Genomic DNA, 25,490 nt, shown 5'->3' with positions numbered 1-25,490 from the left:
CCATCCCCCCCAACCCCCATCCCCCCCAGCCCCCATCCCCCCCAGCCCCCCTTTGAAAGGGGGGAGTAAGGGGGGAGAAAGGGGGGAGATAGGGGGGAATCGAAATCTCAAAGTCCCCCAAAGTTGGGGGATTTAGGGGGCTTGTAGGAGGAAGACGATCGCCCTTAAAATATATAGACTCAAACAATAGTCAAATCCTATGGTAACAGGCAGGGGAATCAGAGAAGCGATCGCGACACTGAACGACTTGCAACGGCGTTTGGGACTCGTGCAAGCCACAAACGATGACTTTTTCTCCGAATGGACTGACGACCTGCCGTCCCTCACCGCCCAAGAACAAGCCAGCCTCGATCGCCTCAAACGGCGCTATGATTATCATCGCAGCGATGGTTTACTCTTAGAAGGTACGATCAACCTTGTCGTGACCGCACCCTTGCTGGAACTCCTGGGTTTTATCGATCCGCCCTTCCGCCTCAAATCACCTTATGGCATCACCCTAGAACTTGAAGAACCTGAAGAAACCATCCGAGGATTTATCGATGTACTCGTCCTACAAGAACGGCTTTGGATTTTGACCATCGAATCCAAACGGACAAGTATTTCCGTACCTGCGGCGTTTCCCCAACTTCTGGCTTACATGGCCGCCAATCCCAACCGTCAACTGCCCAATTACGGCATGGCGACCAACGGCGATGAATTTGTCTTTTTGAAGCTGGGAACCGGAGTCGAATACGATACCTCGCGATCGTTTTCGCTGTTTCCTCGCCGTCACGAACTGGGGCAAGTGGCACGGATTCTCAAAGCTTTGGGAATGCAGGTTTTAAACTCGCCCCCCTAGTCGCCAATTCTGGGGGGAATCGGAATCTCAAAGTCCCCCAAAGTTGGGGGATTGAGGGGGCTTGCGATCGCAAACCCTCCAAAACCCACCCCGATCCGCCGCCATCCCGGACGGAATCGAGCTAAATTAAATCACAGGAAGCGATCGCCAACGTAGGTACACAGGATGGGTAGAGTATCGGATCTGGAAAATCGAGGAAACTGTAGCCCCCCGCCCTATCCCCCCCTTTTTCCGGCAGGAGTCGCGATCGCCGGGTTCCTCCTCTTCGTCGCCTGTAACCGCATCCCCCCCGACCCCACTCAACCCCCCGCCGCCGAACCCGAAACCCCCGTCCCCACCCTGACCCTTTTGGGCGCCATGACGGGGGAACAGCAGAGGAAGCTGGAACTGGCCCTGGAACCCTTCGTCGAAGAAACCGGAATCCGGGTCATTTACCAGGGCACCCACGCCTTCACCACCCTACTTCCCGTGCGATACGAAGCCGGAAAACTGCCCGACATCGCCATCTTCCCCCAACCCGGCCTGATGGCCGACTACGCGGGACGGGGCCAACTCGTGCCCCTCGACAAAATCATCGATCGCGCCCAACTCGCCGCCGCCTACCCCCCCAACTGGCTGGAATTGGGCGGCGTCAACGGCAAAATTTACGGGATCTGGTATCGGGCCTCCGTCAAAAGCCTGGTCTGGTACGACCCCCAAGCCTTCCGAGACGCCGGATACACCGTCCCCGCCACCTGGGACGAACTGCAACAACTCTCCCGACAAATCATCGACGACGGCAACGTTCCCTGGTGTTTGGGAATGGAAAGCGGAGACGCCACCGGATGGGTAGGCACCGATTGGATCGAAGATATCATCCTCCGCACCTCCGGCCCGGAAATCTACGATCGCTGGGTCAAACACGACATCCCCTTCACCCACCCCGCCGTCCGAGACGCCTTTGAAACCTTCGGCAATATCGCCCTCGACCCCAAATCCGTCGTCGGCGGCACCCTCGGCGTCCTCGCCATCCCCTTCGATCGCTCCCCGGACGGACTCTTCACCGACCCCCCCCAATGCTACCTGCACCGCCAAGCCAGCTTCATCTCCAACTATTTCCCCGAGGGCGTCGTTTTGGGCGAAGATGCCGACATCTTCCCCCTCCCCCCCATCGACGAAGAATTCGGCTTGCCCATTTTGGTCGGCGGCGACGTGGTATCCATGTTCCGCGACACCCCGGAAGCCCGAAAATTGATGCGATACCTGGCCAGCCCCACCCCCCACCAAATCTGGGCGGAACTGGGGGGCTACCTCTCCCCCCACCAGGGAGTCAGTCCGGACACCTACCCCGACGAGGTGACGCGGAAACAGGCGGAAATCCTCTCGGAGGCGGATGCGATCCGCTTCGACGCCTCTGATATGATGCCGGGAGTGGTGGGCACCGGGACATTTTGGAACGGCATCACGGACTATGTGGAAGGGGAAGATTTGGATACCGTCTTGGAACAGATCGATCGCAGTTGGCCGGAGTCTTCGCGGTAGAAGGCGGGAGTCGGGAGTCGGTATTAGGGAATCGGGAAGAGAAAAGGGGGCAAATCCCGCGCCGCTACAATCACTCCCACAAATTCAATCTGTGAAATCTGCGTAATCTGCGGATTTCCTTACACTGTTATAAAGAGAGTTTGCTCTCCCTTAATTTGATGTCCCCGAAATGGTATTGATCCCTTGAACGCTCTATTTTCCATCGATCGCAGACAGCGACGCAGCCTCCTGACTTTATTTGTCGCCGGCCTATTTTTTTGGGCGGCGATCACCGCATTGCTGCCCACCCTCCCCCTCTACATCGAATATCTGGGGGGGACCAAACAGCAGATCGGTTTGGTGATGGGGGCGTTCGCGTTGGGACTGTTGCCCTCCCGGATCGGACTCGGGCCCCTGGCGGACGTGCGGGGGCGAAAGTTGGTGTTGGCGATCGGGGCGGCGGTGGGGATGTTGGCGCCCCTGGGCTATCTGTTCGTCACTTCGATCCCCCTGCTGGCTGCGCTGCGGGCGTTTCACGGCATCAGCATCGCGGCGTTCACCATCGGCTACACGGCCCTCGTCACCGACCTGGCACCGGACAACCGCCGGGGGGAGATCGTCGGATACATGAGTCTGGTGGCCCCCATCGGCATGGCGATCGGGCCAGCCCTGGGGGGGTTCATCCAGGCTTCGATGGGCTATTCTCCCCTATTTCTCACCAGCGCGAGTTTGGGACTCGTGGCGGTGTTGGGGATTTCCCAGGTGTGGGAACCGCCGAACGATCGCGCGATCGCATCCCAACCGGAATCGGGGCGATCGGGAATCCACAACTATCTGGCCCGTCTGGGGAGTCCCCCGCTGCGAATTCCGGCTTCGGTGATGCTGATGGTGGGGTTGATTTTCGGGACGATCGTCACGTTCATCCCCCTCTACATCCAAGATTTGGGGTTAAATTTAAATGCGGGCCTGTTCTACACCATGACTGCGATCGCCAGTTTTTCCGTCCGCCTGCCGATGGGCCGCGCCTCCGATCGCTACGGCCGGGGTATTTTTATACTGATCGGCCTGAGCTGCTATCTGATGTCGATGATTGTCCTCCGGTTCGCCGACGGCAATTTCGAGGTGCTGCTGGCGGGTCTGTTTGAAGGGGCCGCGGCGGGAATCACCATCCCGATGATGCTGACGCTGATCGCCGATCGCTGTCCCCCCCGGGAACGGGGTTTGTTTTTCTCCGCCTGTCTGGGTGGGTTTGACCTGGGATTGGCTTTGGCCGGCCCGATTTTCGGGTCGATCGCCGAGGTGACGGGATACCGGCAACTGTTCGGCATCAATTCGGGTTTGGCGGTATTGGCGATCCTCCTATTTCTCACCGGGTCCGCCCGAAACGTGCCGGAGTCCGTCCGCTTCGCCCTCGGCCGCGGAAAGGATGCCTACGCTTTGATGCCTCCCATTGGGACGGACTCCCCCGAAACGGAGTGGGAGGATGAATTGATCAAAAAATAGGGGCGATCCGCCGATCGCCCCTCCCCAGGCGAACCCGTCAAAAAACGTCCAAGAGCTAGGTGTCGGTGTTTAGGTCACGTCTGGCAGGTACACCCCGTAAATTGACGGTACGGCATACCTTTCAAATCCCCCGGGCGATCGCCATGAATTTCAAAGCGAAATCGTTTCGCCGCCCCGCTGCAAAGACGCACTCAACCCCCAGAGAATTTTTACCAATTCCGCCCCCACTTTCCCCGAAGAAGTCGGGCAGGGTTGATTGGTTTTGACGCATTCGAGGAAGCGATCGCAGGCCCGTTTCAACGGTTCGGCCGGCGGCACCTCCAGCACTTCCCGACGCTGCCCCGCCCCCTTCCAGGTTTCCCCGACGGCCTCCAAATGCCCGTGCAGCAGGGTCAGCGGGGACTCGGAGTCCAATTCGTCAAAAATCAGCGTCCCGCGGCTTCCAACCACCGCCAAGCGCCGCTGCTTGTCCGGATTGAGCCAGCACAGGTGAATGTAGGCGCGAAATCCGTCCGGGTAGGTGAGGGTCGCCATCACCAAGTCCGACAGGCCCGGAGTGGCGGGGAAAACCGGCGACGAACCGTCCTCCGTTTGCAGGGTGCGGTTCGGTTGCAGCCAAACCGTCCCGGTCGCCTGCACCGCCACGGGTTTTTGGCCCAGCCAGCTATTGAAAATGGCGATATCGTGGATCGCCAGATCCCAGAGGGCATCGACATCCCGGCGGATGGGTTCCAGGTGGGTGCGGGTGGCGTAGCCGTAGCGGAGTTCCCCCACCGCATTCTGGGCGATCGCTTCTTGGCCGCGTTCGACGACCGAATTAAATAGATATGTATGATCGACGAATAATTGCCGATTTTGTCGTTTCGCCAGTTCGCAAAGTTCCAGGGATTTCGCCGGGTTGACCGTCAGGGGTTTTTCCGCAAAAACGTGATATCCCCGCTCCAAAGCGGCAACGATTAAATCGTAGTGGGTGGAGGCGGGAGTGGCGATCGCGACGGCCTGCAATCCCGGCACGTCTAACGCCGCCGAGCAGTCGGAAAACAGCAACTTTTCGTTGAGTTGATATCGTTCTCCGATAATTTTCAACTGTTCCGGTATCGCTTCCGCCACCGCCACCACTTCGGAGTCCGGGTGGCTTTGAAAATTGCGGATCAGATGATTGCCCCAGCGTCCGGCGCCCAGGACGGCAACTTTGATCGGATCGGCCATAATCTCAAATCCTGATAATTAACCTTAAAAATTGGGGGGTGGCAGGTGGGGGGAATTTTAGATTTTAGATTTTAGATTTTAGATTCCTCGGTTCGGGAGAAGTTAGTCGTTAGAAATGAAGAGTGAGAAATTTCTCTCTTCTCTTTCCTCTATTCTCTTTCCTCCCTACACCCTACACCCTACACCCTACACCCTATCCCCGCCCACGGATAAAAATGCTTCCCGGGCGGCGGCTTGTTCGGCGGCTTTGATCGATCGCCCCGTCCCCTGGCCGAGTTTCTCCCCTTTGAACCAAACTTGCGCCGTGAATCGGGCTTCGTCGCCGGCGTAGCCGGTTTCTTCCACCTCGTATTTGGGCAACAATTTGTAGTTGCTTTGGGTCCACTCTTGCAGGGCTGCTTTGTAATTTTGTCGGGCCGGATCGTCGAAAATTTCCTTGGCGCGATCGAGTAAGTTCGAGTCGAGCCAGGGACGAACCAATTCCAAGGTATTGGTACTCAGATATAGCGCACCCAAAACCGCTTCAAAACAGTCCGCCAGACGGGATTCCTCTCCCATTTTATCGCGGACGGCGCTGCCGGCCACCAGCAAATAGCGCCCGAGGCCGTAGCCGTCGGCAATTTCGGCCAAAACGCGATCGCTCACCAACACCGATCGCACCGCTGCGAATTCCCCCACCGGGGCATCGGGGTACGTCTCGAACAGCAGTTCGGAGGCGGCCAGCCGCACCACGGAGTCCCCCACGAATTCTAATTGTTCGTAGTTCTTTTCGGTGGAAACGCTCGGATGGGTGAGGGCTAAATCCAACAACTGCCACGCGATCGGCGTTCGGGTCGAGAGTCCCAACCGTTCGACCACCTTCTCTAACTGATTCTGTCGCCTCGGATGACTGACTGCCTCGAATCGACGATCCAATCCGTTTGACCTCCAAATTCAGCCTTCTATTTTAAAGCAATTGCGATCGCTTGCCAAAATAAAAGCCCTCCCCTGGGCAAGGGGAGGGTGGGGTGGGGTCGATCAATTTTGCTCAGATTAAATAATGCTCTTTGAGCAGTGCGGTGATATCCTCGGGGGAAATTTTGCCGTATTTCGCCTTGGAAGGCATCATCACCATGTTGGGAGCATTTTTGCAGCGTTTTTGGCAACGGGTGGGGACGATTTCAATTTGTTCCTCAAGTCCGAGATTGGCGATCGCCGTTTGCAGGGCCGCGTTCAGTTGTTTTCCGCCTCGTTTGAGACAGCCGGATTTTTGACAGAGCATGATTTTTCCGGGCCGGGATTTTGAGCAGACGGTCGGGGGGGTTTCGGGGCGTTCTAAGGAACAGGCGAGCGGGCAAATTTGATGGGCTTTGACCTTGATTTTCTTGGATTTTATTTTTTGTTCGCCACAGACGTGGATCGAGTCGCCGAAGTGGAGGTCAAAATTCCAGGTTTTTCGCAATTCCTTGGAGAGCTTGATCTGAAAATTTTGTTCGCCCGCGTTGACAATAATTGCCTTCGGTTTTCCGTTCGATTTGCGGAGCAGATCGATAAAGGTCGCTTCCAGTTGGATGGAAGATGTTTGGGGGGTGCATGATGTCGTCATGGCTCTTTTTTGTTTATTCCGAAATATTTGCAATAGAAGCGGACAGAAATTCCGGACACAAGGCACTGTCCCGACCGGAGCGAGTCTCGTCCCCGTCGGCGAATTTCTGGATTGAAGGTAACATTACGAGATCCCGAAACTTGATTCAGACTCTTTTGATACCTTTTCTCAAAAAATAAGGGTGCGATCGCGGCATCTTTTTTATTCGCTCAAAAAATAGAAAATCCCCCGATGGAGACCGGGGGCGGTATCGAGTTCAACCCGTTTTGCAGAGGAATTGGGGGACTCTCAAACAAACCTTGAGGGCGCAGCGATCGCAGCTTTTGAGGGCAGTTTGGGGGGGGTTTTGCAGCAGCCAATCGAAGATTTGCTGAAGTTGGGTGAGGGAAATTAAACCGTACTGCCACAGCAGCATGGCGAGGGGGTCGCCCGGTTGTTTGTGTTGCAAGGCGATCGCGAGTTCGTCGCCGGAAATGGCGAGTTCTTCCAGGAGAAATTTCCGGAAAGCCCGGGTATTAGAATTGGTTTCCATGACGGCACTTGAGACTTAGAATTGAATGGGGAAATGGAGAGAGTAACCCCCGCCCGGGCAGGGGAAAAATTAAAGGTGTTGCGAGGAAGAATCGAGTTGTTGTTCGAGTCGTTCGATGCGATCGATCAGCGTGCGAATTAACTGAGCTTCCACGTCCGGAAGTTTGCCGTGTTCGAGGGGGCAACCGCAGCCGGTGCGACAAATAATTCGACCCGGAACGCCGACGACGGTACAATCGTCCGGCACGTCCTGTAGAACGATCGAACCCGCACCAATGCGGACGCGACTGCCGATCGCGATATTGCCGAGAATTTTTGCCCCGGCGCCCACTACCACGTTATTGCTCAACGTCGGATGGCGTTTTCCGGTTTCTTTTCCCGTCCCCCCCAGGGTGGCATTTTGGTAGATCAAACAGTAGTCGCCGACAATCGCGGTTTCTCCGATGACGACACCCATGCCGTGGTCGATAAAAACGCCCTGTCCGATGGTGGCGCCGGGGTGAATTTCGATCCCCGTCAAAAACCGGCCGATGTGGGAGAGAAAGCGGGGCAAAACCGGAATTTGGCGGCAGTACAGCCAGTGAGAAATTCGGTGCATCGCCAGAGCGTGCAAGCCGGGATAGCAGCAGAGCACTTCCAGCCCATTTCGAGCCGCCGGGTCCCGTTCAAAAATAATTTGAAAGTCGGCCCGGATGGTTTCCCAAAGGGAGCGGACGGGGGCGGCGGATTTGGGAAAGTGGGCGACGGGAGTCGGGCCGGATTTCCATCGCTTTTTTTTGTGCGTTTCATGCAAAGGAAAGGGTTGTAACATGAGTAAAGGTGATTGACATCTAGAGCGGGTGTTGTTGTATTGCTTATATCAAAGACTCTTTTCCGATGGGCCGCAGCGGACATCGATTAGATTGATTAGTTAATTACCCTGTACTCAATTTTTTGTGACCCCGACTCTCGGGGAATTTGAGGCGATCGCCAAAAATTTTTTGGGGTGGGGGGGCGGGTATTTTGGGCGGGGGGGACGGGTGTTTTCGAGTCCGGGGTGCGGGGTTTTGCACTCAGGTGCGATCGCGGCGAAAGTCCGATGGGGTCTGGGATTGGAGTGGCAAGAGTCGAAAATTTGGGTTTCAACTCAAATTGAAAAGATCCGCAGGGTGCGATCATATGATAGATGGGGGTGGGAGGATTTTTTTCCGAATTAACATTAAAAAAATCTGCACTTGTTTGAATTCCCCACAGAAACGGTTAAAATAGATACAGAATTGAATTCCGTGACAGCACTGGGGAAAGCCGAAGCGCCGACTCCAGTCTTTTTTGCCGGCGGGGCGATCGGATCGGGATGCAAACTGAGTAAAATCGGAAAAAAAAATAAACGTCTGATACTTTGGCTACAGACTCATCTTACAGTAAGTATAAAGACGCAGGTTAATTTTAAAAAAATCGACAAATGTGAGTCCGAGGTGAGTACAAAGGGGGGTGGCGATCGCACCCCGGCAAAACCCCCGGCAAACTCCCGCCCCATCGAGATTTGGGGGTGAGTACATCGGCGCCAGTGTCCCCCCGCAAAAACACTGGGACCCCCACAGAAAAATACCCGCCCCCCATCCCGCAAAAAAAAATAAACCCCACCAGACCGGGAGTTTCGGCGGTGAGTGCATCTCTAATTATATTAATAAATAAAATCTGCGATCGCTTCCCAATCCGCCCGGACGGGGGGTGCTATAACTTCATCAACGCCGGGATACCAGTCCGGGCCAAAGCTAACTTTATTTTCGACGAATTGAAGATTTGGAAATCTCGCAACATTCCCCCGGGGGAAAGAGTATTTCCCACTCAAGTTTACACGGCCAAAATGGATGGGTCAAACCCCAACTGACCCCCCGATGTCCACCTTTACCCACGGAATTCAATGACACCGATAACCGATACCACGACGGAGATCCGAACTCCCACCGTTAAATCCGGGGGTTGCAACTGCGGTGCGACCCCAACCGAAGAAATCCAAGATCAAAAACTGCGGGAACGCATCGAAAAACACCCCTGCTACAGCGAAGACGCCCACCATCACTATGCCAGGATGCACGCTGCTGTTGCGCCGGCTTGCAACATTCAGTGCAACTATTGTAACCGCAAATATGACTGCGCCAACGAAAGCCGCCCGGGCGTCGTCAGCGAACTGCTGACCCCCGAAGAAGCCGCCCACAAAGCTTTAGTGATCGCCGGAAAAATCCCCCAGATGACCGTGTTGGGAATTGCCGGCCCCGGCGACCCCCTCGCCAACCCGGAACGGACGTTCCGCACCTTTGAATTGGTGGCGGCACAGGCGCCGGACATCAAATTATGTCTGTCCACCAACGGCCTGATGTTGCCCGATTACATCGATCGCATCAAAGAATTGAACATCGATCATGTCACCCTGACAATTAACATGATCGACCCCAAAATCGGCGAAAAAATATATTCCTGGGTGCACTACCGCCGCAAGCGCTATCATGGCATCGAAGCGGCGACGATTCTCCGCGATCGCCAAATGGAAAGTTTGGACCTGCTGCGGGAAGCCGATATCCTCTGCAAAGTCAACTCCGTGATGATTCCGGGCATCAATGACGAACACCTAGCGGAAGTCAATAAAGTCATCCAATCCAAGGGCGCATTCGTACACAATATCATGCCCCTAATTTCCGCCCCCGAACACGGAACCTACTTCGGCCTCAACGGACAGCGCGGCCCGAACCCCAAAGAGTTGAAATCCCTGCAAGATCAATGTTCCGGCAACATGAAGATGATGCGCCACTGCCGCCAGTGCCGCGCCGACGCGATCGGATTGTTGGGAGAAGATCGATCGCAGGAATTTAGCAAACAGAAAGTCATGGAAATGAAGGCGGAATATGACCTCGAAAGCCGCCAAAAAGTCCACGCCGGCATCGACAAATTCCGGGCGGAAATCAAAGCCGCGAAACAGCAGTTGGCGGCGATGAAAACAGCCGGCGATCGGGAAATTCCCCAACCCCCCACCGAAAAAATTCTGTTAGCCGTCGCCACCAAAGGCAGCAACCTCGTCAACCAACATTTCGGCCACGCCAAAGAATTCCAAATCTTTGAAGTGGACGGCAGCGAAGTCCAATTCATCGGACATCGCAAAGTCGATCACTATTGTCAAAGCGGATACGGCGAAGAAGCCACCCTCGACCATATTATTGAAGCGATCGCGGACTGCAAAGGTGTCCTCGCCTCCAAAATCGGAGACTGCCCCCAAGAACGCCTCCGAAAAGCCGGCATCGAACCCTTTGAAGGGTACGACACCATCGACAAATTGGCGATCGCCTTCTACGACCAATATCAGGGAGTCGGGAGTCGGGAGTAGGAAGTCGGGAATTGGGAACTGAAACCGCCCGACTCCAAGGGCGATACTTACATCTCTAAACCGTCAAGAAGTGTCACCCGTAGGGGCGCAAGGCTTGCGCCCTCCTTCCCCAAAAATTAATAATTGACAATTGTTAATTATTAATTATTAATTGTTAATTGGAAGATCAGCCATGAGTGATTGTATTTATTTTGACAACAACGCCACCACCCGCATCGACGAAGCGGTTGTCGAGGCGATGCTGCCCTACCTGACGACCTTCTACGGCAACCCTTCCAGTATGCACAGCTTCGGCGGACAGGTGGGGCGGGCCACCAAACAGGCCAGAGAACAGGTCGCCGCCCTCCTGGGGGCTGACGACACGGAAATCGTCTTCACCAGTTGCGGCACCGAAGGCAACAACGCCGCCATCCGCGCCGCCCTGCAAGCTCAACCCAACAAACGCCATATCATCACCACCCAAGTCGAACATCCGGCGGTTTTGAACGTCTGCAAACTGCTGGAGAAAAAGGGTTACAGCGTCACCTACCTTTCCGTCAACGGCGAAGGACAGATCGACCTCGACGAACTCGCGGCGTCCCTGACCGATGATACCGCCCTGGTTTCGATGATGTACGCCAACAACGAGACGGGGGTGATTTTCCCCGTCGAAGCGGCGGGGGCGATGGTCAAAGAACGCGGCGCCACCTTCCACGTCGATGCGGTGCAGGCGGCGGGGAAAGTCCCCTTCGACCTGAAAAATAGCACCATCGATCTGCTCACCCTCTCCGGGCACAAACTGCACGCCCCCAAAGGCATCGGGGCGCTGTACGTCCGCCGGGGCGTGAGATTCCGCCCCCTGCTGATCGGCGGGCACCAGGAGCGGGGCAGGCGCGGCGGCACCGAAAACGTGCCGGGAATGGTCGCCCTCGGCAAGGCGGCGGAACTGGCCCGGGCTGCGTTGCCCAACGTCGAGGAAGAACGGCAATTGCGCGATCGCCTCGAGTGGAACATCCTCGCATCCATACCCAACACCGCCATCAACGGCGACCCGGTGCACCGCCTCCCCAACACCACCAACATCGGTTTCAAGTACATCGAAGGGGAAGCGATCCTGCTCTCGTTGGACAAATACGGCATCTGCGCCTCCTCCGGTTCGGCCTGCACCTCGGGCTCCCTGGAACCCTCCCACGTCCTGCGGGCGATGGGACTGCCCTACAGCGTCCTCCACGGTTCCATCCGCTTCAGCATCTCCCGCTACACGACGGAGGCGGAAGTCGATCGCGTCCTGGAAGTGCTGCCGGAAGTGGTGGAACGCCTCCGCCTCCTGTCTCCGTTCAACAGCGACGAGGCGGGATGGTTGCAAGAGCAGGAAAAGGCGGCTTTGACGCACTGAAGATGGGGGGCGGAGGGAGAATTCGGGAGTTGGGAGTCGGGAGTCGGGAGTCGGGAACTCCGGGAGCGGAGAGGCGGGTTGAACATCCGCACCGCTTGGGAATTAATTCCCGAGGGCGCAAGCCAGGGGCCCCTACCAGCGAAAATCATATTCAGATGATTGGGGAGTTTGTACGGATCTGAAATCAACTTGCCTCCTCTGCCTCCTCTGCCTCCTCTGCCCCCCCTGCCCCCTCTGCCCCAAATTAATTGCTGACAGACTCTTATTATTGGTAGAAAAAAGATGTGGGATTATACTGAAAAAGTGATGGAGCATTTCCAGAACCCTCGCAACCAGGGGGTTATTGATGAAATCTCCGAGGGCGAACGGATCGTTACGGGAGAAGTGGGTAGTATTGCCTGCGGGGATGCCCTGAAACTGTATTTGAAGATCGACGAAAGCACCCAAACCATTTCCGACGCCCGCTTTCAAACCTTCGGCTGTGCCAGCGCGATCGCCTCCTCTTCGGCCCTGACGGAATTGTTGAAAGGGGTTCACGTTGATGATGCCCTGAAATTGAGCAACAAAGAAATCGCCGACTATTTGGGGGGATTGCCGGAGGAAAAAATGCACTGTTCCGTGATGGGACAGGAGGCGTTGGAGGCAGCGATTTACACTTACAAAGGCATTCCGCTCGACACCCACGAAGAGGATGAAGGTCGGGTGATCTGTACCTGTTTCGGCATCACCGATGCCAAAATTAAGCGTATCGTCCGGGAAAATAATTTGACGACGGCGGAACAGGTGACGAATTATGTTAAAGCCGGGGGCAGTTGTACGAGCTGTCTGGCCGATATCGACGATTTGATCGCCGAAGTTGTCGAAGGCGGGGGAGAAACAGTGGAAGTCGCCGCGCCGACGATCGCACCCAATTCCCCGAAACAACCCCTGACCAACCTGCAAAAAATGACCTTGATTCAGCAGGTGATCGCGGCGGAAATTCGCCCGATTTTGGAGGCCGACGGCGGGGACGTGGAACTGTTTGACGTGGAGGGCGATCGCGTCAAAGTGATTCTCAAAGGCGCCTGCGGTTCCTGTTCGAGCAGTTTGGCGACTCTCAAATACTCGGTCGAAGCCCGACTCCGCGATCGCGTCGCCCCCACCCTCACCGTGGAATCAGTATAAAACAAAACTCGGGGAAATTTGAGGCGAAAAACAAACACAATCTTAAATTTCTCCGAAGCGATCGCGGCGGACAGTTTCCAACCCAATGCGGATGAGAGCCTGTCCCCAACAACCAAAAGCGCGTTGATGCGATCGCCAAAAATGTCGCCGCCAGCCCATCTAGGAGTCATTCAGGGGGAAAACAAAACTAATGAAACTCACCCAAGGAAAAATTGCCGAACTCCTCAGCGAACCCGGATGCGAACACAACCACAAAACCGGGGACGGCAAAAATAAAGCCTGTCAGCAACAAGCCAAACCCGGAGCAGCCCAGGGGGGTTGCTCCCTCGACGGCGCCACCATCGCCCTGATTCCGATCACGGACGCGGCCCACCTCATCCACGGCCCGATGGGTTGCTCGGGGAACTCCTGGGGATCTCGCGGCAGCCTCTCCTCCGGCCCGACCACCTACCAGATCGGCTTCACCACCGACCTGAGCGAAAATGACATCATCTTCGGGGGCGAAAAACGGCTCTACAAAGCCATTAGCGAAATCGTCACCCGCTACCATCCCGCCGCCGTCTTCGTCTACTCCACCTGCGTCCCCGCCCTAATCGGAGACGACATCAACGCCGTCTGCGAAGCGGCCCGCAAGAAATACGAAACCCCCGTCATCCCCGTGCACGCCCCGGGTTTCGTCGGCAGCAAAAACCTCGGCAACCGCCTCGGCGGGGAAGCCCTGTTGGATCACGTCGTCGGCACCGCCGAACCGGAATACACCACCCCCTACGATATCAACCTGATCGGAGAATACAATATCGCTGGGGAAATGTGGGGCGTTCTCCCCCTATTTGAAAAAGTCGGCATCCGCGTCCTCTCCAAAATTACCGGCGATGCCCGATACCAAGAAATTTGCTACGCCCACCGCGCCAAACTTAACGTCATGATCTGCTCGAAAGCGCTGATCAACATGGCGCGGAAAATGGAGGAAAAATACGGCATTCCCTACCTCGAAGAATCCTTCTACGGCATCGAGGATATGAACCGCTGTTTGCGGGATATCGCCGCCCATTTCGGAGATCCCGCCCTCATCGAACGGGTGGAAAAAGTTATCGCCGAAGAAACCGCCCAATTAAATATTACTCTCGCACCTTACCGCGATCGCCTGAAAGGAAAGCGGATGGTTCTTTACACCGGCGGCGTTAAAAGTTGGTCGATCATTTCGGCAGCTAAAGATCTCGGCATCGAAGTCGTCGCCACCGGCACCAAAAAAAGCACCGCCGAAGATAAAGCCCGCATCAAAAACCTGCTGAGTCCCGACGGCATCATGATGCAAAAAGGCAACGCCGAAGAATTGCTGAAAGTGATCGCCAAAACCCATGCGGATTTATTGGTCGCCGGAGGCCGAAACCAGTACACCGCCCTCAAAGCCCGCATCCCCTTCCTCGACATCAACCAAGAACGCCACCACGCCTATTCGGGATACACGGGCATGGTGGAAATGGCCCGGGAATTGGACGAAGCCATCCACAGTCCCATCTGGGAACAAGTCCGGCGTCCGGCGCCTTGGGAAAGTGAAAAATGAAAAATGAAAAGTGGGAAGAAACCGGGTTTCTAGAAGCATTTCGATTTCTTACCCCAGTCTCGGGTAGAAACCCGGTTTCTAAAACCCCAGAGCACCGAGCACACCCCAATTCACACCCTTCCCATGACTACTATCTGTAAACCTAAAAAATCTGTCGCGGTTAATCCTCTTAAACAGAGTCAACCTTTGGGCGCCTCCCTCGCTTTTTTGGGAATCAAAGGAATGATGCCGCTGTTTCACGGTTCCCAAGGCTGCACGGCTTATGCCAAGGTGCTGCTAGTGCGACACTTTCGGGAGGCGATCCCGTTATCCACCACGGCGATGACGGAAGTTAGCGCTATTCTCGGTGGCGAGGATAATGTGGAAACGGCTATTCTTACCCTTGTTGAAAAGGCAAAGCCCGAAATTATCGGGTTGCTGACGACGGGACTCACGGAAACTCGGGGGGACGATATGCCCCGGATTCTTAAATCCTTCCGCGAGGAACATCCAGAGTTGGAAAATTTGGCGATCGTTTCGGTTTCGACACCGGACTATAAAGGCGGGTTGCAGGAGGGGTATGCGGCGACGGTGGAACAGATCGTTACGGCGGATTACGGGGCGGCAAATTCTCCGGATTCAGATACCGATACTCGCCCGCAAGTGACGATTTTACCCAGTTCGATGTTTTCTCCCGGGGAGGTGGAGGAGATTAAAGAAATCGTTTCCGCCTTCGGGTTTAAACCCCTCGCGGTTCCGGATCTTTCCACGTCGATGGACGGGCATTTGGAAGATGATTTTCGCGCCATTACTTCCGGCGGCGCGACGTTGGAGGATTTGCGGCGGTTGGGGCGATCGCACTTTACCCTCGCCCTCGGAGAAAGTATGCGATCGCCCGCCGTTGCCCTCCAAAAGCGCTTCGGCACCGATTACGAAGTTTTCCCCCGGTTGGCGGGTTTGGGAGCCGTGGACGAGTTCCTGATGCGGCTGTGTCGCCTGGTTTCTCCGGACAAGAAATCGATCCAATCCGATGATGTCCCCGCCCAATTTCCTCGCCAGCGGCGTCAGTTGCAAGATGCCATTCTCGACACCCATTTCTATTTCGGACGCAAGCGAGTTTCCCTCGCCCTCGAACCCGATTTACTCTACCAAGTCAGTTGGTTACTGCACGAAATGGGGGCGGAAATTCAGGCGGCTGTCACCACGACGAAATCTCCGTTGTTGGAACAACTGCCCTTGGAAAGTGTCACGATCGGGGATTTTGAAGATTTCGAGGAATTGGCAAAAGGGTCGGATTTGATTATTGCCAACTGTCAGGCTAAAGTAATTGCCGATCGCTTGAATGTTCCCCTCTACCGCATGGGCTATCCGATTTACGATCGCCTCGGAAATGGCAGCCGCTGTTTGGTGGGATATCGCGGCACGATGCAATTCCTGTTCGACGTCGGCAACCTATTTCTAGAAACCGAAATGTCCCACCACCCCACCCCGGCGGGATTGCATTGAAATCATTAAAATCTCCCCCCTTTGTAAGGGGGGCCGGGGGGGATCGCCTCCCCCCTTTGTAAGGGGGGCCGGGGGGGATCGCCTCCCCCCTTTGTAAGGGGGGCCGGGGGGGTGCGAGGGGGGGACAAAGGGGGGTTGGGGGGGATGGCTCCCCCCTTTGTAAGGGGGGCTGGGGGGGATCGCGATCGCGCGACAGTCAAACCGGCGGAATCTGATATTACCCATCTCTTTTTATTGAAAAAAAGGAGAAAAACCATGAAAATTGCATTCACAACAACCGACAATATTCACATCGACGCGCACTTCGGCTGGGCGAAACAGATGGATTTCTACGAAGTCGATACCGAAGGGGCGACGTTCCTGGAAACCGTCCAATTTGGTGGGGATCTCAAAGAGGACGGCAACGAAGATAAACTCGTGCCGAAAGTCTCCGCAGTGGAGGGATGTACCCTCGTTTACGTTGCCGCGATCGGGGGCGGTGCCGCCGCCCGACTGCTGAAAAAAAATGTCACCCCCATCAAAGCGAAAACCGAATCGGACACCATTTCCGAAACCATCGACGAACTGATTCAAACCCTGAACGGGAGTCCGCCCCCTTGGCTGAGAAAAGCCCTGTCTCTGGGGATGAAAAAAGAGGCGGTTTTGAGTTTTGAAGAGGATTGATAGTCGTCAATTTGTGATATTATAGAGAGGAGACAAAACGATGATTCAGGCGAGCGAAAAAGTTCCCACCCCGGAAGCGATCGCGGAACTGAAAAAGAAAGTCCGGAAGCTCAATACCAAAGCCAGCCAAATAAAAATGGATCTGCACGACATCGCCGAAGGGTTGCCCGAAGACCTGGACAAACTGCCGGAAACGGCGGCCAAAACCTACGAGATATTTTGCGAGTTGGAGCGACTCAGACAAGAACTGAAAGAATTAGAAAAATAACAGTAATTATCCCATCGAAAAGGAGGTGCGAGGAGTGTCAGAACTGACGCCGACGGAACTCGAACGGTACAGCCGACAAATTCAACTCCCCGGTTTCGGCGAAGATGGACAAGCCGCCCTGAAAAATTCCACCGCCTTGGTGACGGGGGTGGGGGGTTTGGGGGGGACCGTTGCCCTGTATTTGGCGATCGCCGGCATCGGCAAATTAATTTTGGTGCGGGGGGGCGACCTGCGCCTCGACGACCTGAACCGCCAGATCCTGATGACGGACGACTGGGTGGGCAAACCCCGGGTTTTCAAAGCCAAGGACACCCTCGCCCAGATCAACCCCCACGTCGAAATCGAGGCCGTCAACGACTACATCACCGCCGAAAACGTCGATGAGTTGGTGCGGCGGGCCGACATCGCCCTCGACTGCGCCCACAACTTCGACGAACGGGACCTCCTCAACGCCGCCTGCGTGGGCCATAACCGGCCGATGGTGGAGGCGGCGATGAACGGGATGGAAGCCTATTTAACGACCGTCATCCCCGGCCAGACCCCCTGTCTGTCTTGCCTGTTCCCGGAAAAGCCGGACTGGGACCGCTGGGGATTCGGCGTCGTCGGCGCGGTTCCCGGGACCCTCGCCTGTCTGACAGCCTTGGAGGCGATCAAATTCATCACCGGACTGGGGGAACCATTAAAAGGCCAACTGCTGACGATGGACCTGACGCGGCTGGAGTTCGCCAAACGCCGGCCCTACCACGACCCGAATTGTCCGGTTTGCGGCCACCTGCACCCGAAAAATCTGGATGAAGTCGAGTTGTCATCCCGACTCCTCGTTTGAGGGATGGGATTCGACCCCGAAGTTTTACAGACACCAAACCGACCTTTGTCAACCCAATTTGAGAGGAAAATCGGATCATGACGAAAACTTACAAAGTCCGCCTGATTAAGGGCCGAAAAAATAAGCCTTTAGAATTGGATGTCACCCTGGAAGTTCCCGAAGATACTTATATCTTAGATGCGGCCGAAGAACAGGGGATTGACCTCCCCTCTTCCTGCCGTTCGGGTTCCTGTTCGAGCTGCGTCGGGCGCATTCAAGAAGGGGAAGTTGATCAGGAAGAGCAGTGCTTCTTGGAGGACGAACAAATTGAGAATGGATACGCCCTCCTGTGCGTGAGTTATCCGAAATCGGATTGCACGATCAAAACTCACCAAGAAGCGTTTATGATCTAGTGTCGGAATCAGACACGTCATCCGGTAGGGGGTAAATTTTATTACCCTCTACGGCAATATCAACCACATTTAATGGCAGGAATAGGATGATGATTGAAGAAGAAAGATTTGCGAGGAGGATCAATTTTGATGAACTTCAGATGGGGGACATTTATTAGCAAAGCCGGATTTTGGCTGGCACTCGAAATCTGGCTCAATCTCATCGGATTAGATAATGAAGCCGACTACGGCGAATTCATGCTCGATCAGGAAATGGAACTGGCCAGAAATAGCGATCGCACCGTAAAGGTCTGCAAGCATATGCCCGGATTTTGCCACAAAATCAACGACTTCTGTCCCGCTCATTTTATGATCCACGGTCAACGGGACATCGAGCCGAATATTCACATTTATTTTACGACGTTCCTGAAGCGCTGCCAACGCCTGAAGAATCCTTGCGCGAAAGTTTTTATCATCTCCTCAAATCGTTAATGCTGGGCGGAAATGGGGGGCGATCGCGACGCAAACCGGCCCCATATTCCAGATAGTTAACGGTCAAATTAATGACGGCTTGAGTTGCCCCATCAAATCATCTATAATAAAATATTACCAGTACGACAGTCATTCACCCGACCTTCCGATTTTTCGGCGGCCCTTCCCTCGCCGCAATGAAATGTCAACCTCAATCATTTAGAACCATGCGTATCGCTCACAATATCACAGAATTGATCGGCCGGACTCCCTTGGTGAGACTGAATCGGATTCCCCAGGCGGAAGGCTGCGTCGGTCAAATTGTGGTCAAGTTAGAAGGGATGAATCCCGCCGCCTCCGTCAAGGATCGGATCGGCGCCCACATGATCGAAACCGCCGAGCGGGAAGGCCTGATTCTGCCCGGTCAAACGACTTTGGTCGAACCCACCTCCGGCAATACCGGAATCGCCCTGGCGATGGCCGCCGCCGCCAAGGGGTATCAACTGATTTTGACCATGCCGGAAAGCATGAGTTTGGAGCGGCGATCGATGCTGCGGGCCTACGGCGCCAAGTTGGAACTGACGCCGGCCTCCCAGGGCATGAAAGGGGCTATCCAGAGGGCCTACGAACTCCTCGACACGGTTCCCAACGCCTATATGTTGCAGCAGTTCCGCAACCCGGCCAACCCAGAGATTCACCGCCACACCACGGCCGAGGAAATTTGGGAAGACACCGACGGACAGGTTGACTTTCTGATCGCCGGAGTCGGGACGGGGGGCACGATCACGGGCGTCGCCGATGTCCTCAAACAGCGGAAACCGGGATTTAAAGCGATCGCCGTCGAACCCATCAGCAGTCCCGTCCTCTCCGGCGGCGAACCGGGTCCCCACAAAATTCAGGGCATCGGCGCCGGGTTCGTCCCGGAAGTCCTCAACGTAGACCTGATCGACGAGGTGATTACCGTAACCGACGACGAAGCCTTCAGCTACAGCCGTCGCATGGCCCGGGAAGAGGGGTTACTTTCGGGGATTTCTTCGGGTGCGGCCCTGTGTGCCGCGATCGCAGTTGCCCGACGCCCCGAAAATCGCGACAAATTGATCGTAATGATCCAGCCGAGTTACGGCGAACGTTATCTGAGCACCCCCCTATTTCAAGATCTCAACGAGGAACAACAGCCGATTCTCGCCCGGGGGTAGATCCGAGAAACCGGGTTTCTAGAAGCATCTTCCATTTCGCCCCCGAGACTCGGATAGAAACCCGGTTTCTTCCCCACCCCAACGATCCGATTCAACTCAATCCCAATACCCGACGCAAAATCGCCTGATCCTGGGGTTTAGCCGAAAAGCGGCCGTTTTCCAAATCCCGAATCCAACTCTGACTTTTTCCGGTCATCTGCGCCAGCGCCCGCTGGCTGATGCCCCGTTTTTTTCGAGCCTTGAGAATCTGTTCGCCCGACAGCCCCATTGGCTTCAATTTGGAGCGATGTTTTTGGGCGATTTTCCTTTGTTTTTTTTGCTCGAACTTCGCCAAAGGCAGCGCCCATTCCGGGGGCAAATCGAAGCTCAAAATTCGCGCTTTCATCAACCCATTCCACTTGCCCCGGGGGCTCGAATCCGTCAGGCGGCGATCGCTGCTGCCGTCGTCGATCCAAAAAGCGATCGCCTCCTCCGCATCGTTCGGCAAGTCCGCCAATCGCGCCCACAGGGGTTGAATTTCGGGGGGGTAAGTCACCGGGTCAAATTGGGGTTTGAGTCCGTGGTGGTGGAGCACTTCCAAATCATTTTCAAACGATCGCAACAGCCGCTTTCGTTCCTCCCGGGAACCGGACGCCCGGGAGATTTTTTCCGCCCCGTAAGCCACCCGCATCAGCGTCGGAACGGTGATGGACTGTTTCCGCCCCACCTTCGTTTTAAACAGCAGCCACAACATCATCCGCGCCGCGCCGATATGTTGCTGCCAAATGCTCATGACGGCAGTCAACAGGAACTTCGGCAACGTCCCGTATTGATAGAACGTTTCTCGCCGGCGCCCCCCCCGTTTGTTGAGGAAATATTCCGACCAATTTCCAGCCCGAATTTTAAACGTCAAACCGGTCAGATATTTGTAGCCCGACTCATCTTTTTGAAAGTGATGTTGAATCTCCGACAGGTGCCACAGCCGCTCTTGGGGGAGGGTAAATCCCGGCACCCGTCCCTGTTGAGGCCAGTCGATCGCGACTTCGAGTTGACAGGGTTGCCGAACCCAAGTTTTGATCAGCGAAAGTTTGGTCGCCTTGCTGATATCCTTGCGTTTTTCCAGTCCGAGATACCGTTCAATTTGCCCGTCGGTGATGATAAATTCTTGCTCCCAAGGTCGCTCCAACGCCACGGCGTGGGCGGCATAAATTAAATGCAAACAAGCGGAGCGAACGTCGAAGATGGACTCGGTAGCAGTATCGGGAGATGCGGATAACGTGGATTCGAGTTCTGCCGCCAGCCGAAAGATCATCGCACCCCGTCCCTGCTTGACGGGACGTTGATAGTAAAATTTGCCGTTGAGGTCCGTCGTCCACGGTAAAATTGAAGCGCTCGTGAGCAAATTACACCCTTCCCAAATCACCATCGAGGATGCGAAGGGATTATTGGTTCCGTTGGAGAAAATGTCGGGACTCGGGACTATCCTTTCGATCGCTTTGTAGCGGCCTTTTTTGGCGGGAAGGGGGACGATGCTTTGCGTCGGACATCGGGTGACGCATTCGGGCTGCGACCCTTCATCCGGACACCCGGTACACAATCCCGGTTCGATCCAAAATTCTCCATCGTTGTCGCGCTGAATGGCACTCGTGGAACAGTGGGGCAGACAACTGCCACATTTTGAACAGTTTTGATAAATTGTGTAAGACATTGGGATTGGGAAAGTACCTGGGACTGGGAATCGCGACTTGGGTCTCTAAACGGGTCAAATGATGCTGCCAGAAAATTTGACGATGGTGATGGGCTCGGGCTTGATTCTTTAATATTCCACAATTCCGGCCCGTCATTTGTTCGCCCCAGTCAATTTAAGGATTTTTTCACCTTTTTTGTGGATTTCCAGTTCGCGGCAAACCATATCGGTCAGTTCGTAGATGTCGATCGCCTCCGATGAGTCCGGCCAGTCATCGCAGACGATCAGGCACTGAGCAATCGAGTCTTTTTTGAACCGAAATTGAGGCTGAACGCCAGATTCAGATTTTCCAGGGACTCGACCAACCACAGTACCTTCGGCTTCGGGAAACCCGCATAATGCGTAAACAACACCGCAAACCGTTTTTCCAAATCACCCCTCACCCGGCGACAGACGAGGACGATTTTGAGCATCAAACCCACGACCGGGGTAATTCCCAAGTTGCTCGTCAAATCCAAAAGGACGAAGTGATTGGGACGGTGGGCACCTTCGACCACTATAAAATTCAGAACCTTCCGACAGGTTCCGGCGATCAGGCTGTCGCTGACTTTCTGAGAATCGTTGTGGGGTAGAGTCTCTTGCAAGGTTTGATACAACCGTTGGTTGAAGCGCTTTTTCCCATATTTGCTGTCGATGGAGGAACTCAGATACTCGTAGAGATCTTCCTTGAACGTCCGGTAAGACCGGGCGCGGGGAGTTTGCTTGAGAAACAGCCGGGACGATTCTTGATAGGTGTATCCCCGGTCTACCTTACCCGTAAAGTGGCTGACCGCCTGGGTCAATTTGCGATCGCTCAACAGGGTGGGATTTTTGGGGGTCGGTAAAATGAGCTTCTGTTCCGGATTGCTGCGCTGGTAGCTCATGTATTGATACAGCTCGCGATCGAACCGGCGGCTGGCCGTCTGTCGCATCTGGCGGATCTGCTGCCGTTGGTCGGTGGTGCTCTCGTCGGTGAGAAAACAGTGGTCGTACAGATAAGGATAGCGGACGATCAAATGTTCGAGCTGGGTTTCTTCCTGTTTGTCCGGTTTGCGACGGTCGTGAAACAGGTGGGCCAGACGGCGGAGCGCCTGATACTGCTCGGTTTGGATAAATTGCTGCATCATCCGACGCAGGAGGTGGGCCGTCCAGGAGGGGGGGAGCCCGCTCGGTTCCTGGCTCAACAAACCGATGAGCTCCGGAATCGCCCACTGCAGGCGTGGCCGCTTTTGCCACCGGTTCACCAAAATATAGCAGCACCGGTTGATCGTAAAAATAAACCGTTCGCGACCCAAATCCGAGTCGATGATTCTCCCCAAAGCCTTCCACACCGGGACAACTTCATATTCCTGCTCGCCGAGAAACAGACGGCGAAAACGCGCGATCGTCTCCTCCGGCGATTCATGCTCCGCACGCTCTTGCAAGTGGTCGTACAGAAGTTGTTCGTCGGGTTTGGTCTGATGATAGTAGCTGAACCCAGAATCCGTCACAGTCGTCCCCTCTCGTTTAATAAGGGATATCGTTTTACACTCCAACTCACACCCAATATCGGCTTTGAGTCAACCTTCGGCTTCGGTGTATCCACCCCCACCCCCGTCTACGCAGTTCCGAAAGCCCGCGATCGCTTCATATTGATAGAATATCTCGTAGCTGCACCGGGTCGCTTAACCGAAATTAAGCTATGTAGCGTCTACCCTCAGTGTAATCAAAAGTTAACGGCTCCCATGTAAAACTTTCGTCAACTCCCGATTTCATTTGTAAAGCTTCGGTAAAGGTACGGTGCGATCGCCGGTTTGGGGAAACCCCGAAGACCTCATCGGTGGGGCGACCGTCCCGGGTCGCCCATGGGTCGCGGATTTCAGACGCATCAAAAACTTTCAATTATCTCTCATAAATTGTCAATTGTCAATCGTCATCGGTGGGGGCGACCGTCCCGGGTCGCCCATGGGTCGAGGATTTCAGACGCATCAAAAATTATTGTCCATTATTAATTATCAATTATCAATTATCAATGATCAATTGTTTCAAAGTGTCCATCGCCTGCCGGTACTGTTGCAAATTGCCCGATCGCGCGGACAGGTCGGCGGACTGTTGCAGGTCGGATCGGGCGCCTTGGCGATCGCCGATTTGGTAGCGGCTGACGCCCCGGTTGTAGTAGGCTTCCGGGTCGTCCGGGTCGAGGTAGATCGCCTCGTTGTAATCTTCGATCGCCCCCTCGCGATCGCCGGTCCGGAAGCGGGCATTTCCGCGTTTGAAATAGGGGGCGGCCAGATCCGGATTGAGGCGGATCGCTTCGCTGAAGTCGTCAATTCCGGTTTCGTAATCCCCCAGATTTTCCGCGTAAATTAACCCCCGCAAATAGTAGGCGCGATCGTGGAAGGGGTCGAGGCGGATCGCTTCCGTGGTATCGTCGATCGCCGGCCAGTATTGCCCCAGTTTCACCCGGGCGACGGCCCGGTTGTAGTAGGCATCGACGTATTCGGGGTTGAGGCGGATCGCCTCGGTGAAGTCGGCGATCGCATTTCGGACATTTTCTTCGGCTTTGAAGTGGACGACGCCCCGGTTGTAGTAGGCGACGGCGTAGTTGGGTTTGAGCCGCAGGGCTTCGGTAAAGTCCGCGATCGCCCCAGCGATGTCCCCCCGTTCGTAGCGGGCGATTCCCCGCTCGAAAAACTCCGTCGCCGTGAGTTGGGCGATTCGGGCGACAGGATCGGCGATCGCCGGGGGGGAGGCGGCCCCGTTCAAAATCAGGGTGGCGAGCAACAAAGCGGATGGAAAGCGGGCGATCGGATTGATGGGTAACATAAACTGCTTCAAAATGGATGAAGTCGCGATCGGGAGAAGTTGGGAAGCCGAAATCTTCCGATCCTTATTTTGCCTCACCTCGGCGAGGAAAGGCAGGCCTTGTCCACCCCATTTAGGAAAGATTGAAAATGCTGAAACTTTACGGAACGTCCATGAGTCGAGCCGCGATCGTGCAGTGGTATCTCGAAGAAATTGCCGTCCCCTACGAGTTCGTCCTGTTGGATCTCAAAGCCGGGGAACACCAGAAACCGGACTACCTCGCTATCAACCCGATGGGCAAGGTTCCGGCGATCGCGGACGGAGATTTCACCCTCTGGGAGTCGGGGGCGATCCTGCTCTACCTGGCGGAAAAATACGGGAAAATGCCGGAGTCTCCGGAGTATCGCGCACAAGCGGCCCAGTGGGTGCTATTCGCCAATTCCACATTGGCGACGGGGGTGTTCGTGGAGGCCAACCGCGATCGCGAAACCCCCCGGTTGATGACTCCCCTGAATCACATCTTGGAAACGCGGCCCTATCTGATGGGGGATGAATTCGGCGTCGCAGATGTGGCGGTGGGGTCGATGTTGGCTTACATCCCCATGATGCTGAAAATGGATTTGGGCGAATATCCGGCCGTTGTGGAATACAGCAAGCGGTTGTCGGAGCGTCCCGCCTTCCAAAAAGCCATCGGCGGTCGCGGATAGCGATCGCAATTGGCTATCGGCACTCAGTCCGCTCGATTTGTCCGATTCTTCCCCGTCCGGGGAGCGACAAACCCGGCCCACTCAACGCCGATAGCCGGACGGTCTGGCTTTATCTGAAGCCGACGGCCGCTTGCCAGACGAAAGCCAACAGCAAGAAAAAGACCGGGATGACGGGCAAAATATCGATAACGGGGCTAAAAATGGAGTACGCTTCCGGCAGTTTCGCCAACAGCAGTGCTGCTTCCATGAATCAGTTGACCTCTCACTAAAACGGCTCTCAGAATTTTACCAAATCTTTGGGTCAATTCTTTTTTTTGAGGGGACGGGCGATCGTCGGGGGAGTCGGGAGTCGGGAGTCGGGAGTCGGGAGTCGGGAGTCGGGAGTCG

At 55.3% G+C, this 25,490-nt stretch carries 24 protein-coding genes; 15 read left to right on the top strand and 9 right to left on the bottom strand.

From position 1 onward, the window contains the following. Positions 1-199: 199 nt before the first annotated feature. From LKE08_RS12505 to LKE08_RS12495, 3 genes are all read left to right on the top strand, one after another. The gene (locus tag LKE08_RS12505; RefSeq protein ID WP_324704563.1) at positions 200-838 is read left to right on the top strand and encodes a type I restriction endonuclease; all 639 of its coding nucleotides are present in this window, start codon (positions 200-202) and stop codon (positions 836-838) included. A gap of 165 nt (positions 839-1,003) precedes the next feature. Continuing rightward, the gene (locus LKE08_RS12500; protein ID WP_324704562.1) at positions 1,004-2,359 is read left to right on the top strand and encodes an ABC transporter substrate-binding protein; all 1,356 of its coding nucleotides are present in this window, start codon (positions 1,004-1,006) and stop codon (positions 2,357-2,359) included. A gap of 183 nt (positions 2,360-2,542) precedes the next feature. Further along, positions 2,543-3,841 carry an MFS transporter gene (locus LKE08_RS12495; RefSeq protein WP_324704561.1) on the top strand — a complete coding sequence of 433 codons (1,299 nt, stop codon included), beginning with the start codon at positions 2,543-2,545 and terminating at the stop codon, positions 3,839-3,841. A 150-nt stretch (positions 3,842-3,991) separates the two neighbouring features. On the opposite strand, the gene LKE08_RS12490 is transcribed toward LKE08_RS12495, so the two are convergent. From LKE08_RS12490 to cysE, 5 genes are all read right to left on the bottom strand, one after another. Next, complete coding sequence (locus tag LKE08_RS12490; RefSeq protein ID WP_324704560.1) at positions 3,992-5,050, bottom strand: Gfo/Idh/MocA family oxidoreductase; 1,059 nt, start codon at positions 5,048-5,050, stop codon at positions 3,992-3,994. Positions 5,051-5,236: 186 nt separating this feature from the next. Next, on the bottom strand, positions 5,237-5,965 hold the full coding sequence (gene rnc, locus LKE08_RS12485; RefSeq protein WP_324704559.1) for a ribonuclease III: 729 nt from the start codon (positions 5,963-5,965) through the stop codon (positions 5,237-5,239). 112 nt (positions 5,966-6,077) lie between these two features. Next, the gene (locus LKE08_RS12480) at positions 6,078-6,635 is read right to left on the bottom strand and encodes a (2Fe-2S) ferredoxin domain-containing protein (protein ID WP_324704558.1); all 558 of its coding nucleotides are present in this window, start codon (positions 6,633-6,635) and stop codon (positions 6,078-6,080) included. A 256-nt stretch (positions 6,636-6,891) separates the two neighbouring features. Further along, positions 6,892-7,167, bottom strand: a complete 276-nt coding sequence (locus LKE08_RS12475) for a DUF2949 domain-containing protein (RefSeq protein WP_324704557.1) — start codon at positions 7,165-7,167, stop codon at positions 6,892-6,894. A gap of 69 nt (positions 7,168-7,236) precedes the next feature. Further along, positions 7,237-7,860 (bottom strand): serine O-acetyltransferase, encoded by a 624-nt coding sequence (cysE, locus tag LKE08_RS12470; protein ID WP_324704564.1) that lies wholly within the window; start codon positions 7,858-7,860, stop codon positions 7,237-7,239. Positions 7,861-9,069: 1,209 nt separating this feature from the next. Here cysE and nifB point away from each other — a divergent pair. The 11 genes from nifB to cysK all read left to right on the top strand — a co-directional run bounded on the left by nifB (position 9,070) and on the right by cysK (position 19,907). Further along, a complete protein-coding gene (gene nifB, locus LKE08_RS12465) occupies positions 9,070-10,524 on the top strand; it encodes a nitrogenase cofactor biosynthesis protein NifB (protein ID WP_324704556.1) in 1,455 nt (484 codons plus the stop codon). Between the two features lie 172 nt (positions 10,525-10,696). Further along, positions 10,697-11,899, top strand: a complete 1,203-nt coding sequence (nifS, locus tag LKE08_RS12460) for a cysteine desulfurase NifS (RefSeq protein WP_324704555.1) — start codon at positions 10,697-10,699, stop codon at positions 11,897-11,899. A gap of 282 nt (positions 11,900-12,181) precedes the next feature. Next, a complete protein-coding gene (gene nifU / locus LKE08_RS12455) occupies positions 12,182-13,063 on the top strand; it encodes a Fe-S cluster assembly protein NifU (RefSeq protein WP_324704554.1) in 882 nt (293 codons plus the stop codon). Between the two features lie 190 nt (positions 13,064-13,253). Then, positions 13,254-14,627, top strand: coding sequence for a nitrogenase iron-molybdenum cofactor biosynthesis protein NifE (gene nifE / locus LKE08_RS12450; protein WP_324704553.1), 1,374 nt, complete (start codon positions 13,254-13,256; stop codon positions 14,625-14,627). A gap of 123 nt (positions 14,628-14,750) precedes the next feature. After that, the gene (nifN, locus tag LKE08_RS12445; protein ID WP_324704552.1) at positions 14,751-16,112 is read left to right on the top strand and encodes a nitrogenase iron-molybdenum cofactor biosynthesis protein NifN; all 1,362 of its coding nucleotides are present in this window, start codon (positions 14,751-14,753) and stop codon (positions 16,110-16,112) included. Positions 16,113-16,367: 255 nt separating this feature from the next. Continuing rightward, entirely contained in the window at positions 16,368-16,775 is a 408-nt protein-coding gene (gene nifX / locus LKE08_RS12440; protein WP_324704551.1) for a nitrogen fixation protein NifX, read from the top strand. A gap of 40 nt (positions 16,776-16,815) precedes the next feature. Then, complete coding sequence (locus tag LKE08_RS12435) at positions 16,816-17,043, top strand: CCE_0567 family metalloprotein (protein ID WP_324704550.1); 228 nt, start codon at positions 16,816-16,818, stop codon at positions 17,041-17,043. 34 nt (positions 17,044-17,077) lie between these two features. After that, complete coding sequence (locus LKE08_RS12430) at positions 17,078-17,869, top strand: HesA/MoeB/ThiF family protein (RefSeq protein WP_324704549.1); 792 nt, start codon at positions 17,078-17,080, stop codon at positions 17,867-17,869. Positions 17,870-17,946: 77 nt separating this feature from the next. Beyond that, on the top strand, positions 17,947-18,261 hold the full coding sequence (locus LKE08_RS12425) for a 2Fe-2S iron-sulfur cluster-binding protein (RefSeq protein WP_324704548.1): 315 nt from the start codon (positions 17,947-17,949) through the stop codon (positions 18,259-18,261). 129 nt (positions 18,262-18,390) lie between these two features. Next, positions 18,391-18,732, top strand: a complete 342-nt coding sequence (locus tag LKE08_RS12420; protein WP_324704547.1) for a hypothetical protein — start codon at positions 18,391-18,393, stop codon at positions 18,730-18,732. Positions 18,733-18,938: 206 nt separating this feature from the next. Further along, positions 18,939-19,907 (top strand): cysteine synthase A, encoded by a 969-nt coding sequence (cysK, locus tag LKE08_RS12415; protein ID WP_324704546.1) that lies wholly within the window; start codon positions 18,939-18,941, stop codon positions 19,905-19,907. 91 nt (positions 19,908-19,998) lie between these two features. On the opposite strand, the gene LKE08_RS12410 is transcribed toward cysK, so the two are convergent. From LKE08_RS12410 to LKE08_RS12400, 3 genes are all read right to left on the bottom strand, one after another. Further along, entirely contained in the window at positions 19,999-21,594 is a 1,596-nt protein-coding gene (locus LKE08_RS12410; RefSeq protein ID WP_324704545.1) for a helix-turn-helix domain-containing protein, read from the bottom strand. Between the two features lie 263 nt (positions 21,595-21,857). Beyond that, positions 21,858-23,102 carry a hypothetical protein gene (locus tag LKE08_RS12405; protein WP_324704544.1) on the bottom strand — a complete coding sequence of 415 codons (1,245 nt, stop codon included), beginning with the start codon at positions 23,100-23,102 and terminating at the stop codon, positions 21,858-21,860. Between the two features lie 511 nt (positions 23,103-23,613). Next, positions 23,614-24,417: a tetratricopeptide repeat protein gene (locus LKE08_RS12400; RefSeq protein WP_324704543.1), complete on the bottom strand. Its 804-nt coding sequence runs from the start codon at positions 24,415-24,417 to the stop codon at positions 23,614-23,616. Between the two features lie 128 nt (positions 24,418-24,545). Between LKE08_RS12400 and LKE08_RS12395 the strand changes: the two genes are divergently transcribed. Further along, positions 24,546-25,103 carry a glutathione S-transferase family protein gene (locus tag LKE08_RS12395; protein WP_324704542.1) on the top strand — a complete coding sequence of 186 codons (558 nt, stop codon included), beginning with the start codon at positions 24,546-24,548 and terminating at the stop codon, positions 25,101-25,103. 109 nt (positions 25,104-25,212) lie between these two features. Here LKE08_RS12395 and LKE08_RS12390 read toward each other — a convergent pair whose 3' ends face one another. Beyond that, the gene (locus LKE08_RS12390; RefSeq protein ID WP_324704541.1) at positions 25,213-25,350 is read right to left on the bottom strand and encodes a photosystem II reaction center protein K; all 138 of its coding nucleotides are present in this window, start codon (positions 25,348-25,350) and stop codon (positions 25,213-25,215) included. Between the last annotated feature and the right edge of the window lie 140 nt (positions 25,351-25,490).

The organism is Lyngbya sp. CCY1209 (assembly GCF_035615495.1).
Classification (GTDB): domain Bacteria; phylum Cyanobacteriota; class Cyanobacteriia; order Cyanobacteriales; family Microcoleaceae; genus Limnospira.
Note: the sequence above shows the minus strand (reverse complement) of the source record. Positions and strands in the feature narration are given on the sequence as shown.